The organism is Streptomyces zhihengii (assembly GCF_016919245.1).
GTDB classification, from domain to species: domain Bacteria; phylum Actinomycetota; class Actinomycetes; order Streptomycetales; family Streptomycetaceae; genus Streptomyces; species Streptomyces zhihengii.
Genome location: NZ_JAFEJA010000001.1, coordinates 6,319,545 through 6,332,981, shown reverse-complemented (window position 1 = coordinate 6,332,981; position 13,437 = coordinate 6,319,545). Strand labels below are relative to the sequence as shown.

12 protein-coding genes are annotated in these 13,437 nt (G+C 75.3%); 8 read left to right on the top strand and 4 right to left on the bottom strand.

Annotation, left to right across the window (positions count from 1 at the left end; translation table 11 throughout):
* Positions 1-5 precede the first annotated feature (5 nt).
* Positions 6-614, bottom strand: coding sequence for a DUF1349 domain-containing protein (locus JE024_RS26935; protein WP_205376059.1), 609 nt, complete (start codon positions 612-614; stop codon positions 6-8).
* 6 nt (positions 615-620) lie between these two features.
* Positions 621-2,150, bottom strand: a complete 1,530-nt coding sequence (locus JE024_RS26930) for an aldehyde dehydrogenase (NADP(+)) (RefSeq protein WP_205376058.1) — start codon at positions 2,148-2,150, stop codon at positions 621-623.
* Positions 2,151-2,276: 126 nt separating this feature from the next.
* Between JE024_RS26930 and JE024_RS26925 the strand changes: the two genes are divergently transcribed.
* From JE024_RS26925 to JE024_RS26890, 8 genes are all read left to right on the top strand, one after another.
* Entirely contained in the window at positions 2,277-3,047 is a 771-nt protein-coding gene (locus JE024_RS26925; protein WP_205376057.1) for an IclR family transcriptional regulator, read from the top strand.
* Between the two features lie 324 nt (positions 3,048-3,371).
* Positions 3,372-4,343 carry a hypothetical protein gene (locus tag JE024_RS26920; protein ID WP_205376056.1) on the top strand — a complete coding sequence of 324 codons (972 nt, stop codon included), beginning with the start codon at positions 3,372-3,374 and terminating at the stop codon, positions 4,341-4,343.
* Positions 4,340-5,881, top strand: coding sequence for a sensor histidine kinase (locus JE024_RS26915; protein WP_372449846.1), 1,542 nt, complete (start codon positions 4,340-4,342; stop codon positions 5,879-5,881). The genes JE024_RS26920 and JE024_RS26915 overlap by 4 nt, the downstream gene beginning before the upstream one ends.
* A gap of 44 nt (positions 5,882-5,925) precedes the next feature.
* A complete protein-coding gene (locus JE024_RS26910; RefSeq protein ID WP_244883231.1) occupies positions 5,926-6,540 on the top strand; it encodes a response regulator in 615 nt (204 codons plus the stop codon).
* Positions 6,541-6,685: 145 nt separating this feature from the next.
* Positions 6,686-8,137, top strand: coding sequence for a penicillin-binding transpeptidase domain-containing protein (locus tag JE024_RS26905; protein WP_205376054.1), 1,452 nt, complete (start codon positions 6,686-6,688; stop codon positions 8,135-8,137).
* Between the two features lie 168 nt (positions 8,138-8,305).
* A complete protein-coding gene (locus JE024_RS26900) occupies positions 8,306-8,878 on the top strand; it encodes a dihydrofolate reductase family protein (RefSeq protein ID WP_205376053.1) in 573 nt (190 codons plus the stop codon).
* 233 nt (positions 8,879-9,111) lie between these two features.
* Entirely contained in the window at positions 9,112-9,492 is a 381-nt protein-coding gene (locus tag JE024_RS26895) for a hypothetical protein (RefSeq protein WP_205376746.1), read from the top strand.
* 338 nt (positions 9,493-9,830) lie between these two features.
* Positions 9,831-11,003, top strand: a complete 1,173-nt coding sequence (locus tag JE024_RS26890) for an MFS transporter (RefSeq protein ID WP_205376052.1) — start codon at positions 9,831-9,833, stop codon at positions 11,001-11,003.
* Positions 11,004-11,077: 74 nt separating this feature from the next.
* Here the strand turns inward: JE024_RS26890 and JE024_RS26885 are convergent, their stop codons facing one another.
* Positions 11,078-12,241 carry a hypothetical protein gene (locus tag JE024_RS26885; protein WP_205376051.1) on the bottom strand — a complete coding sequence of 388 codons (1,164 nt, stop codon included), beginning with the start codon at positions 12,239-12,241 and terminating at the stop codon, positions 11,078-11,080.
* Positions 12,238-13,197, bottom strand: a complete 960-nt coding sequence (locus JE024_RS26880; RefSeq protein WP_205376050.1) for a 5-dehydro-4-deoxyglucarate dehydratase — start codon at positions 13,195-13,197, stop codon at positions 12,238-12,240. The genes JE024_RS26885 and JE024_RS26880 overlap by 4 nt, the downstream gene beginning before the upstream one ends.
* Between the last annotated feature and the right edge of the window lie 240 nt (positions 13,198-13,437).

Sequence of the window (13,437 nt, the reverse complement as noted above, 5' to 3'; positions counted from 1 at the left end):
TGCCCTCAGCTCCCGTCGCGCAGATCCGCCGGCCACCCCGCGCGGTACTCGATCCCGCCGAAGGCGACCGCGCAGCCCTCGCCCACGGGCGACTGCGCCATGAAGCCCACCAGCAGGCCCTCGGCGCTCTCCTCGTCGCCGAGGGAGAAGGTGCGCACGAACGTCCAGCGCTCGCCGTCCGTCGAGGCGTGGAAGGCGAAGGCGCTGCCGGTGCGGCTGACCCGCAGCCAGACGCGCTCGCCGTCCACGGTGAAGGAGTTGGCGTCGTCCGAGTGGCCCCGGGTGACGACCGTGCACACGGTCGGCAGCTCCGGGGAGAGCTCCATGCAGAGCTTGGCCCACTCCCGCTCGCCGACGTGGACGTAGAGCACGCCCGCGTCGAACGCCGCCGCGAAGCGGACGTCGACGCGCGCGATGAGCTGGAAGTCGCCCTCGGGCGCGCCGAGCAGCCGCGGGGCGTCGGACGCGGGCCCGGACACCGGGCCGGTGGGCGGGACGAAGCGGTCCTGCCGGGGGCCCGCGGTGACGGTCAGCAGCCCGTCCGCGTACGACCAGTCCGCCTCGGGGCCGTAGGCGCGCAGCGGGAAGGGGAGTTCGGGGAGTTTCAGTTCCATGGGCGGTCAGTTCTCCTGCCGGCCGTCGACCCGCCGGGGAAGGCGGAGCGGGTTGTCGTCGCGGAGCTCCGGGGGCAGCAGTGCCTCGGGGGTGGTCTGGTAGGCGACCGGGCGCAGCCACCGTTCGACGGCGGTGCCGCCGACCGAGGTGGAGGTGGAGGTGGTGGCGGGGTAGGGCCCGCCGTGGTGCTGGGCGGGGGCCACGGCGACACCGGTGGGCCAGCCGTTGACCAGGACGCGTCCGGCGAGCGGGGTGAGCTCGGCGAGCAGCGCCGCGGCGGAGGGGTCGCCGTCGGCCTCGGCCCCGGAGAGCTGGACGGTGGCGGTGAGGTTGCCGGGCAGTCGCGACAGCACCGCCGTGACCTGGTCGCGGTCGGTGTAGCGGGCGACCACGGTCAGCGGGCCGAAGCACTCCTCCAGCAGCAGGTCGTGCGCGCCGCCCTCGCCGAGGTGCCCGGCGTCGACGGTCAGGAAGCCGGGCCGGACGGTGTGCTCGTCGCCGGGGCCCGCCTCGACGGGGGCGCCGACGCCGGGCAGGGCGGCGCGTTCGGCCGCTCCGGCGACGAAGTTCTCGCGCATCCGGGCGTCCAGCAGGACGCCCGCGGGGGTGTCGGCCACCGTGCCGGCGAGGCTCTTCACGAGCTGGTCGCCGCCGTCCCCCTCGGGGACCAGGACCAGGCCGGGCTTGACGCAGAACTGGCCGACGCCGAGGGTCATGGACCCGGCCAGTCCGGCGCCGATGTCGGCGCCGCGTTCGGCGGCGGCGGCCTCGGTCACCACGACCGGGTTCAGCGAGCCGAGTTCGCCGTGGAAGGGGATCGGCACGGGCCGGGCGGCCGCCGCGTCGAAGAGGGCCCGTCCGCCGCGGATGGAGCCGGTGAAGCCGGCGGCGGTGATCAGCGGGTGGGACACCAGCCGCACACCCGCGTCGAAACCGTGCACGAGGCCGACGACGGCCTCGTCGATGCCGTGGTGGGCGGCGGCCCGGCGGAGCTGCGCGGCCACCAGTTCGGAGGTCGCGGGGTGGTCGGGGTGGGCCTTGACGACGACCGGGCAGCCGGCGGCCAGGGCGCTGGCCGTGTCGCCGCCGGGGACGGAGAAGGCGAAGGGGAAGTTGGACGCGGAGTAGACGGCGACCACGCCGAGCGGCACCTTCCAGCGGCGCAGGTCCGGCACCGGCGGGGTGGCCGTGTCGTCGGGGTGGTCGATGACGATGCCGAGGAAGGCGCCTTCGTCGACGATGTCCGCGAAGGCCCGCAACTGGTAGCGGGTGCGCGCCAGTTCGCCGGTGAGGCGGGCCGTGCCGAGGGCGGTCTCCGCGTCGGCTGCGGCGATCAGCGCGTCCGCGGACTCCTCCAGGAACTGCGCGGCCAAGCGCAGGAACGCGGCCCGTACGGTGCGGTCGGCGAGGCCCGCGCGGGCGGCGTGCGCGGCGCGCACCGCCGCGTCGACGTCCTCCGCCGTGGCCTCCACCGCGACGGCCTCGCGCTGCTTCCCGGTGCGAGGGTCGACGCTCCAGACTTGTACTGCTGTCACCGCGGCATCCTTCCGTTCTCTGCCATCCACCTGGGTTGTTCGGTATTCTGAACAGCGTCCCGGGTGATGAATATGCTGGGACCTTATTTCCGGCCGTTCCACGCGGTCAAGAAGGGGCGAAGAGTGATGTCAGCTGTCGATTCGGGTGGGTCGCAGGTCAAGTCGGCCGTACGGACGGTGGAGTTGCTGGAGTACTTCGCCGGCCGTCCGGGGATGCACTCGCTCGCCGCCGTCCAGGAGGCCGTCGGGTACCCCAAGTCCAGCCTCTACATGCTGCTGCGCACCCTGGTCGAGCTGGGGTGGGTGGAGACGGACGCCACCGGCACCCGCTACGGCATCGGCGTGCGCGCCCTGCTGGTGGGCACCTCGTACATCGACGGCGACGAGGTCGTCGCGGCGGCCCGGCCGACGCTGGACCGGCTCCTGGACGACACCACGGAGACCATCCACCTCGCGCGGCTCGACGGCACCAACGTGGTGTACCTCGCGACCCGGCAGTCCCAGCACTATCTGCGCCCCTTCACCCGGGTCGGCCGCCGGCTGCCCGCCCACTCCACCTCGCTGGGCAAGGCGCTGCTGGCCACGTACACCGACGAGCAGGTGCGCAAGATGCTCCCGGAGACCCTCGCGCCGCTGACCGAGCACACCCTCACCGACCGCGAGAAGCTCATCGAGGAGCTCCAGGTGATCCGCGAGCAGGGGTACGCCGTGGACCGCGAGGAGAACACCCTCGGCCTGCGCTGCTTCGGCATCGCCATCCCCTACCGCACGCCCGCGCGCGACGCGATCAGCTGCTCGGTGCCGGTCGCCCGGCTGACCCCGGCGCACGAGCAGATGATCAAGGACGCGCTGTTCGACGCCCGCGACCGCCTCACCCTCGCCACCCGCCGCCTCTGACCCCGCCCGGCGCCGCTCCCCGGCCCGGGGTACGGACCACCGCCCGCCGCCCCTCGCCGGGGATCGGCACCACCGCCCGCCGCCCCTCGCCGGGGGTACGGACCAGCGCCCGGCGCCGCTCCCCCGCCCCGGATGCGGACCACCACCCGGGATCCGTGCCACCGCCCGGGATCCGTGCCACCGCGGTCACCGGCCCGCTCGCGCCTCCACCACGCGGGCGGGCCGAACCGCGCTCTCCGGGCGGGCCGTCTCCGCCGAGCGGCGGAGACGGATCGTCACCGCGCGGGACGCCCCCGCCCGCCCGCCGCCAGCAGGGTGGACGGCATGACACCGACCGTCCCGTCCGGCATCCTGCGCCCCGGGCCGCTGCGCCCCGCGCTGCGCGCCCTGGCGATCGCCTCCTGCCTGCCCTACCTCGCCCTCAAGGCCGCCTGGATCGCGGGCAGCCGGATCGGCATCCCGGACGGCAGCGTGCTGCTGGAGAACCGTGCCGTCACGGCGGCCGCCAACGGCCTGACCGTGCTCATGGACGGTGCCGTGATCGTGCTGGCGCTGCTGCTGACCCGGCCCTGGGGCCTGCGGGTGCGGGCCTGGCTGCTGACGGTGCCGATGTGGGCGGCCACCGGGCTGCTCGCCCCGATCATGGTCGGCTTCCCGCTGCACCTGGCCACGGGCGCCCTGGGCGGCAGCAGCACCCGGGACGTCTCCGACGAACCGTTCCTGGACGCCTGGGTGTTCGACGTCGTCTACACCGGCTTCATCGTCCAGGGGATCGCCCTGGGCACCCTCTTCGTGCTCTACGCCCGGCAGCGCTGGGGCCATCTGTGGCAGGGGACGCTGTGGGAGCTGCCGTCGGCGGCGACCGGTCCCCGGATGCGCGGCTGCGCCGTGGCGGGCGCGCTGCTCGCGCTCGGGCCGGCCGTGATGCATGTGCTGTGGGCCGCCGGTTCGACACGGGCGCTGCCCCCGCGGACCGTCGCGGAGCGCAGCACCGACTTCCGCGTACTGGAGGCGATGCACGCCTCGTTCGCCGTCGTCGCCGCGGCAGCCGTGCTGGTGCTGGCCTTCCGGGCGGTGCCGGCGTGGCCGCTGCGGCCCGTGCTGGCCGTGGCGTGGACCTCGGCGGGCGCGCTCGGCGCGTGGGGCGGCTGGATGCTGCTGGCCACCCTGCTGCCGTCGTCGGACGACGCGAACCGGGCCACGGTGCCGCTGACGCTGACCTACGCTGGGGCGATGATCTCCGGCCTGCTGCTGAGCTGCGCGATCGCCGCCCTGCTGCGCCGGCGCGACACGTGAGCGACGGCGGGCCCGGCGCGGCGGCGCGACTCGCCGACGGGGAGGCCCCCACACCGGCGCGCCCCGCCCACCACGACGAGACCCACCAGCCGGCACGACCCGCGAGCCGCCACACCCCGCCTCCGCCGCCGCGGCGAGCCCTCGGCGGAGAGACCGCCACACCGGCACGACCGGCCCACGACGACGAGACCGCCACACCGGCGCGCCCCGCCCACCACGACGAGACCCACCAGCCGGCACGACCCGCGAGCCGCCACACCCCGCCTCCGCCGCCGCGGCGCGCGAGCAGCGCCCGGTCCCGTCTGCGGGCCGCCTCCGGGGCGCTGCTCGGCCCCCGGGCGCGGCTGCGCTGGGTCCATCTGGTGCTCGGCGGCGCGCTGTTGATGCCGTTCTGGCTGGTGGGCACCGTGGTGGTGGGCCCGCTGGTGGGCGGCGGCGAGAACGCCCTCGCCGGTTCCGCGGCCCACCAGTTCGGCGCCTACGCCGTGGCGCTGCCGCTCGCCGCGCTCGCCGGGCTCTTCCCCGTGGCCCGGCCGCTGGCGGTGGGCGCGGCCCGTGCCCTGTGCGGCGCGGGGGCCGACCGCTTCGCGGAGGGGCCCGCCCGCAGCAGGGCCGCACGGCTGCGCACGGCGTGCTGGTTCGTCCTGCATCTGGGGGTCGGGGCACTGGTCAGCGGGGCTTCGCTGGCGGTGCCGCCGTTCGCCGTGGCACTGCTGCTGACGCCGCTGCTGCCGGATGTGCGCACCTACCTGGGGGTGGACGGCTCACCCCTGGCGGCGGTGCTGCTGCCGCCGGCCGGTCTCGGGATGCTGCTCGCCCTCGCGGCGGTGTCGGCGGCGGTCGGGGCGCTGCTCGCGGGCCGGGCCGTCGTCCTGCTCGGCCCGGCACCGGCGGACCGGCTGGCGGCGGCCGAGCGGCGGGCGGCCGAACTGGCGGAGCGCAACCGCCTGGCGCGCGAACTGCACGACTCCGTCGGTCACGCCCTCTCCGCGGTCACCCTCCAGGCCGGTGCCGCCCGGCGTGTGCTGGACCGCGACGTGGAGTTCGTCCGGGAGGCGCTGGCCGCGATCGAGGAGACGACCCGGCGCACGGTCGCCGAACTGGACGGGGTCCTGGGCCTGTTGCGGCAGGACGGCGAGGCCGGCGGGGAGCCGTCCGGGCCCGCCCTGGACGCCGTGCGGGGGCTGGTGTCCCGCAGCGGTGTGCCGGTGGCGCTGGAGGTGGCGGGCGAGCCCGGCACCGTGCCGGCGCACGTCTCGCGCGAGGCGTACCGGATCGTGCAGGAGGGCCTGAGCAACGCCCTGCGTCACGCCGGGGGTCACCCGGTGTCCCTGTGGATCGCCGTACGCGGCGAGGAGTTGGAGATCACGATGGAGAATCCGCTGCCCGCCGCGGCGCCCGTGGTGCGGCCCGGCGGCGGCCGGGGGCTGCGCGGTGTCACGGAGCGGGCGGTGCTGCTCGGCGGACGGGCGGCGGCCGGGGCGCACGACGGGGTGTGGCGGGTGTCGGTGCTGCTGCCGTTCGGGGGCGGCCGGTGAGCGCGGGCGGCGCGGTCCGGATCGTGCTGGCCGACGACGAGCGGATGGTCCGCACCGCGCTGCGGGTCATCCTGGAGGCGGAGGACGGCCTGGAGGTCGCCGGCGAGGCGGCGACGGGCGCCGAGGCGGTCACGGTGGTCCGGGAGACCCGGCCCGACGTGGTGCTCATGGACGTGCGGATGCCGGAGGTCGACGGCATCCGGGCGACGGAGCGGATCCTCGCGTCCATGGCGGACCCGCCGCGGATCGTGGTGGTGACGACCTTCGAGAACGACGCGTACGTCTACGAGGCCCTGCGGGCCGGGGCGGCCGGGTTCCTGCTGAAGCGGGCGGCAGCGGAGGAGCTGGTGCGGGCGGTGCGGCTGGTGGCGGCGAGCGACTCGCTGCTGTTCCCCGCGGCCGTGCGGTCGCTGGCCGCCGAGTACGGCCGCCGGCAGGCGCCCGCGCCCGCCTGGGCGGCGCGGCTGACCGACCGGGAGGCCGAGGTGCTGCGGCTGATGGCGCGGGGCCTGACGAACGCGGAGATCGCCGCCCGGATGGGGGTGGGCCCGGCGACGGCGAAGACCCATGTGGCGGCGGTGCTGGCGAAGACCGGGGCCCGCGACCGGACGCAGGCGGTGATCGCGGCGTACGAGTCGGGGTTCATCGCGCCGCGCTGACCGGTCCGCGCACACCGCGACCGGTCCCGCGCCCGCCCCGGACATCCGTCCGGCAGCCGGCGGGCGGCCCCGGCGCCGATGAGGAAATCCTGAGAAAAGCCGCGAGGCGGAACGTTCCGCCGGAGGGTGCTCGTCCTTCCGGGAGATGAACACGACGATCCGGCGTGCCGCCGTCTTCAGTCTGCTGCTGGTGCTCGCCCTGCTGGTGCGGGCGACCTGGGTGCAGGCGTACGACGCGCGCGCACTCGCCACGAACGAGAACAACCACCGCCGGACCATCGCGCAGTACGCGCAGCCGCTGGGCGACATCGTCGTGGCCGGGTCCGCCGTCACCGGTTCGGCGCGGACCGAGCACGGCGATCTCGCCTACCAGCGCACCTACACCGACGGCGCCCTCTACGCCCCGGTCACGGGCTACAGCTCCCAGGCGTACGGGGCCACCCAGCTCGAAGGCATCCACGCCGGTGTGCTGGACGGCACCGACGAGCGGCTGAAGGACCCGCTGGACGCGCTGACCGGTGCCCGGCAGAAGCCGGGCGACGTGCTGACGACGATCGACCCGGCCGTGCAGAAGGCGGGCTTCGAGGCGCTCGGCGACGCCAAGGGCGCCGCCGTGGCCCTCGACCCGGCGACCGGGGACGTCCTCGGCATGGTGAGCACGCCGTCGTACGACCCGTCGGCGATCAGCGGCACCGGCGACGGCGACGCCTGGCAGAAGCTGCTCGACGACCCCGACAAGCCGCTGGTGAACCGCGCGCTGCGCCAGCCGCTCCCACCCGGTTCGACGTTCAAGCTGGTCGTCGCGGCCGCCGCGCTGGAGGAGGGCCTGTACGGCTCGGTGGACGAGCGGACCGACAGCCCCGACCCGTACCCGCTGCCGGGCTCCACGAAGGACCTCACCAACGAGAACCCCGCCGCGCCCTGCGAGGACGCCTCGCTGCGCACGGCGCTGCGGTACTCCTGCAACAACGTCTTCGGGAAGCTGGCCGTGGACCTCGGGCAGGACAAGGTCAGGGCCATGGCCGAGAAGTTCGGCTTCAACGACGACGCGCTGGACGTCCCGGTGCGCGCCTGGGCCAGTGTGTATCCGACCGGCATGGACGACGCGCAGACGGCGCTGAGCGGCATCGGGCAGTTCTCGGTGACCGCCACACCGCTCCAGATGTCCATGGTGTCGGCCGCGCTCGCCAACGACGGTGTGCTGGCCTCCCCGCACATGGTCTCCGAGGTGGTGGACGGGGACGGCGGGACGCTGGAGTCGTACGAGGACCCGGACGAGCGGCGGATCGTCTCCTCGTCCGTCGCGGAGCAGTTGCGCAGCGCGATGGTCACGGTCGTCGAGGACGGCACGGGATCGAACGCGCGGATCGCCGGCGCCGAGGTCGGCGGCAAGACGGGCACCGCCCAGCACGGCGAGAACAACAGCAGGACGCCGTACGCCTGGTTCACCTCCTGGGCCGAGGACCCCGGCAGCGGCAAGCAGGTCGCGGTCGCGGTGATCGTGCAGGACTCGGGCGCCGAACGGTCCGAGGTGAGCGGCAACGGGCTGGCGGCGCCGGTCGCGCAGAAGATGATGGCGGCGGCGCTCGCCGGCTGAGCCCTGGGTGCTCGCGGTCCGGGGGCGGGGAAACGCGCCGGGCGGTGACCGATGAGTTCCGCCGCGCGCCGGGGTCTGACAATACGGCTGGTGCGCACCCGCCCCTGTGGTCGAATGCGCGCACCGGCCCCAACGGCCGGACGCCCGAACCACTGTGAGGACCTGGACATGCGCACTCTGATCACCTCCGCCTTCGTGTCACTCGACGGGGTCGTGGAGGCCCCCGGCGGCGAGCCCGGCTACCGGAACTCGGGGTGGACCTTCAAGGACGTCGAGTTCGTGCCGGAGGCGTACGAGATCAAGGGCAGGGAGCAGCAGGAGGCCACCGCCCTGCTGTTCGGCCGGACCAGCTACGAGGCGTTCAGCCCGGTGTGGCCGGACATGGAGGACTTCGCCGAGTACAAGGAGATGCCGAAGTACGTGGTCTCCACCACCCTCGGCGAGGACGGCCTCGTCGGGAACTGGGGCGAGACGACGATCCTGCGCTCCCTCGACGAGGTCGCCGCGCTGAAGGAGACGGAGGGCGGCCCGATCCTCGTCCACGGCAGCGCCGGCCTGAACCGGGCGCTCTCGGACGCCGGGCTGATCGACCGCTACCACCTGCTCGTCTTCCCGCTGCTGCTCGGCGCGGGCAAGCGCCTGTTCAGCACCACGGACAAGGACGCCCAGAAGCTGAAGCTCGTCGAGCACGCGGCGTACGCCAACGGTCTCCAGCTCAACGTGTTCGACGTCGTGCGCTGAGGCGGGCGTTCGCACCGCCGGGCGTTGGCGCCGCGGGCGTTGGCGCCGCGGGCCTTGGCGCCGCGGGCCTTGGCGCCGCGGGCCTTGGCGCCGCGGGCTGACGAGGGGACGGGCGGACAAAGGGGTGGGCGCGGGCCGGGCGCAGAGGGTATGCAGGGGCTCCGTGATCCCCGACTCCCCTTTCGCTGGAGGCCGTTGTGCGCGTACTGCCCCGTTCCCCGTCCGGCTGGACCATGGCCGTCTTCGGTCTGCTCGCCGCCCTGCTGGGGGTGGTGGGGCTGCTGGCGCCCGGCGCGCTGCTCGCGGTCATGGGGTTCGAGGCCGTGCCGCGGGGGCGGCGCGCGGAGGGGGACCACACGGAGGTCTTCGTCACCGCCTCCTCGATGGCGGCGGTGAACGTGGGCGTGTACTACGTGCTGGCGGCACTGTCCGACTGGAAGCCGTTCTTCCGCTGGACGGTGCCGTTCCGGCTGCTGACCTGCGCCGTGTTCACCCTCGCCGTGGTCACGGGCCGCGCACCGGCGGGCTTCCTCGGGGTGGGCCTGTGGGAGGGAGCGGGCGCGCTGGCGACGGCGGCCGCACTGCGCTGTGAGGCCCGGCCCGCCGCCTCCTAGGCCGACTGCCCGATCCGTACGGGGTGCCTTAGCTGCGAGCGTCCTCGCCGGGGGCCGGACGGGCCCCGCGGGCGAGGAGCCGAAGGGGTGTGCGGGCGGTGCGGAGACGAAGGCGGCACCCGGGCAGAGGGGCGAGTGAGCCGAAGGGGCGCGGGCGGTGCCGAAAGGGAGAGCGCGCGGAGGTCCCGAGGAACGAGGGATCGAGCACGGTCGACCGTCGGGACCGTCTTGAGCGCCCCGGAGGCGAACCGAGCCCGGGGAAGGCAGGCACGGTCGACCGTCGGGACCGTCTTGAGCGCCCCGGAGGCGAACCGAGCCCGGGAAGAGCAGCAGCCGGGATGTACCTGGCCGGGGTGGTGGTCTCCGGGTTCGGGACGTCGGCGATGTGGCTCGCGGCCGGGGTCTGGGTGAAGTCGCTGACGGGCTCCGACTCGCTGGCCGCGCTGACCGCCTTCGCGATGTGGGCGCCTACGCTGGCCGGCCCGCTGCTGGGCGCGGTCGCGGACCGGTTCCGGCGGCGGCCGCTGCTGGTGTGGTCGAACCTGGCGATGGCGGTGCTGCTGCTCCCGCTGCTGGCCGTGGACTCCGCCGGGCGGGTGTGGATCCTGTTCACGGTGCTGGCGGTGTACGGGGCCGTCTCGGTGATGCAGGACGCCGCCGAGGCGGGCATCGTCACGAAGGTCGTGGACGCCCGGCTGCTCGGCGACGTCAACGGCCTGCGCATGGCGGCGAACGAGGGGATGAAGCTGGTGGCGCCGCTGGTGGGGGTGGCGCTGTTCACCCGGTTCGGCGGGGCGTCGGTGGCGCTGCTGGACATCGTGTCGTTCGCCGCGGCGGCCGGGGTGTTCGCGCTGCTGCGGGTGCGGGAGGAGCCGCCGGGGCCGCGGGAGGGCCCCGGTCCCTTCGCCGGGGCGTGGGCCGGCGCGCGGGAGTTGCGGCGTTCGCCGGTGCTGGGGCCGCTGGTGGCCGGCGGGGCGGCGGCGATGGCGCTGGCCGGGATCAACGGGGCGCTGGTCTTCGCGGTGACCGACTCGGTGCTGGACCGCTCGCCCGCGTTCACGGGTGTGCTCTACACGGCGCAGGGCGCGGGCTCCGTGCTGTGCGGTCTGCTGGCGGGGCCGCTGCTGCGGCGGGCGGGTGAGCGCCGGCTCGCGGCGGCGGGGGTGGCGCTGTTCGCGGTGTCGGTGGCGCTGCGGGCGCTGCCGTACGACGCGGTGGCGCTGGTGTGCAGCGCGGGGATCGGTCTCGGGCTGCCGTGCGTGCTGCTGGCGGCGATGACCGCGGTGCAGCGCGAGACGCCGGACGCGGTGCTGGGGCGTACGGCGGCGACCGCGAGCACGCTGATGTTCCTGCCGAACGCGGTGACGCTGGCGGTCGGCGCCGGTCTGGTGGCCGTCGTGGACGTGCGGCTGTTGCTGCCGGTGACGGGGCTGCTGGGCCTGGTGGTGGCGGTGCTGCTGGCCCGCCGCGGCCGGGTGCCGGAGGCGTCCGCGCGCTCCGGGCACCCGTGAGGGCACCCGGGGCGGCGGCGTGACGTGGTGCCGGGGGCGGCGCGCCTCCGGCACCCGGCCGCGGCGTGACGGGGTCAGGCCGGGGCGCCCAGCGCGTCCCGGACGGCCGCCAGGTCCGCGTCCGAGGCCAGGCCCGCGTGGTAGAGCCGCAGTTCGGTGGCGCCGGCGGCGGCGGCGCGGGCCGCGTCGGCGGCGAGCGACCCGGGGCTGCCGCCCATGCCCGAGACCACCGTGAGGTTCGCCGCGAGGACGGTGTCCGGGCGGGTGTGCGGGACGAACGGCGCGAGCAGCCCGGGGCCGCCGGTGCACGGCACCACCACTCCGTCGGCGACGGAGAGGATGTGGGCAGGGTCGACGCCGGCGTTGGCGCCGCAGTGGTGGATCTCGGGGTCGGCGTGCAGGAGGACCTGGAAGCCGTCCGGTCCGGCGGCCCGGACGGCGGCCACCGCCCGTTCCTGGAGCGAGCGGGCCGTGCCGTCGCGGAACGCGGCGAAGGCGTCGGCGAGTTCGCCGCCGAGCAGGTCCCGGACGCCGGCGCCGGGCGCCGCGGTGCCCTGCCAGACGGGCTCCAGCGCCTTGCGCACGGCCTCCGCCGCCCGGCCCCGGCCGATGCCGACGGCCTCGTACCCCTCCTCGCAGACCTCGCAGAAGCACAGGGACATCAGGTACTGGGCCCCGTCCCCGAGGCCGACCCCGGCAGTCTTGTCGTGGGCGTGGAGGTGGGCGAGGCCGTACCAGCCGCAGGACTCCAGCTCGGTGCCGCCCGCGCCGGGGCGGACCGCGGCCTCGGCCGCGAGGGCGACCAGGTGGTCGCGCACGGCGGGCCGCGCGATGCACGGCGCCCACGGGTAGCGGTCGCCGTAGGCGTTCACCACGGAGGTCTCCGGGTGCTCGGCGCCCATGCGGGAGTTGTGGGCGAGGACCACCCAGCTGTGCACGTCGAGTCCGGCGGCGGCGAGTGCCCCGGCGGCCTCGCCCCAGGCGTCGCCGCTCGCCCACTCCCCCGCCTCGTAGGGCTTCAGGGCGTGACCGGACCAGTGGTCCGCGCCGGGCGGGTAGAGCACGGCGGCGTGGGACGCGGTGACGATCCGGTGCCGGGGGTGGCGCGGGGTCAGGGCGCGGGTGGAGTGGTAGGCCGACGCGAGGGTGACCTGCCGGATCCCGAGGCCGGCGAGGCGTCCGGGCGCCTCGGGGTCGCCCACGACGTCCCACGGGTAGAGGAAGGCGGACGTCCTCACGCGGCGTCCTCCAGCAGGGTGCGCCCGTGGGCGACGAGGGCGGCGAGGGCCTCGGTGTGGGCGGCGGTGGGCTCGCACAGCGGCGGGCGCACCTCGCCGACGTCGAGTCCGCCGAGCCGCACGCCGGCCTTGACGAGCGAGACGGCGTAGCCGCGGCCCCGGTTGCGCAGTTCGACCAGCGGCACGAAGAAGCCGTCGAGCAGCCGGTTCACCGTCTTGTCGTCGCCGGTGGTCAGGGCCCGGTGGAAGGCGAGGGCGATGTCGGGGGCGAAGGCGAAGACGGCGGAGGAGTAGAGGCCGATGCCGATGCCGCGGTAGGCGAGGCCGGTGAGCTCGGCGGTGGGCAGCCCGTTGAAGTAGAGGAAGTCGCGCCCGGGCTCCGCGGTGCGGACGGCGCTGACGATGCGCTGCATCAGGTCGAGGTCGCCGAGGCCGTCCTTGAGGCCGATGATCCGCTCGACACGCGACAGGGCCACCACGGTGTCGGGCGCGAAGACGGCGTTGTCGCGCTGGTAGACGATGACGTCGAGCGAGGTGGCGGCCGCGAGTTCGGTGTAGTGGCGGATCAGGCCGGGCTGGTCGGCGACGACGAGGTAGGGCGGCATGGCGAGCAGCCCGTCGGCGCCCTCCTCCTCGGCCGCGCGCGCGTAGGCGATCGCGAGCGCGGTGCCGTGGCCGGTGCCGGCGAGGACGGGGACCCGGCCCGCGCTCTCCTCCACGGCGGCCCGCACGCAGAGGCGGAACTCCTCGGGCGACAGGGCGTGGAACTCGCCGGTCCCGCAGCAGGCGAAGACGGCGGCGGCCCCGGCGTCGACCCCGGCGCGCACATGGGCGCGGAAGGCCGCGAGGTCGATCCCGCCGTCCGGTCCGTACGCGGTGACGGGGAAGAACAGCGGGCCCCTGCCCCCGGTGAGCCGGGCGGCGAGGGGATCGGCGGCGAGCGGTTCTGAGGTCACGGGCGCTCCCTGGCCGTGCACCGAGCCTCCGCTCGTGCACAATTCTGATCGACGTCCATATTTCTGAACGATGCCACGCTAGTCCGGCCCGCGCGCGCAGGTCAAGGAGCGGGGCGGCGATCCACACCCCGACGCACCCACCTCGCGGGACACTTGACGCCACCCCGGAGCACTTCCTAGCGTGTCCACGGATGTGAATCGAGTCCACGAACCTGAGTCCACGCACCTGACACCACCCAT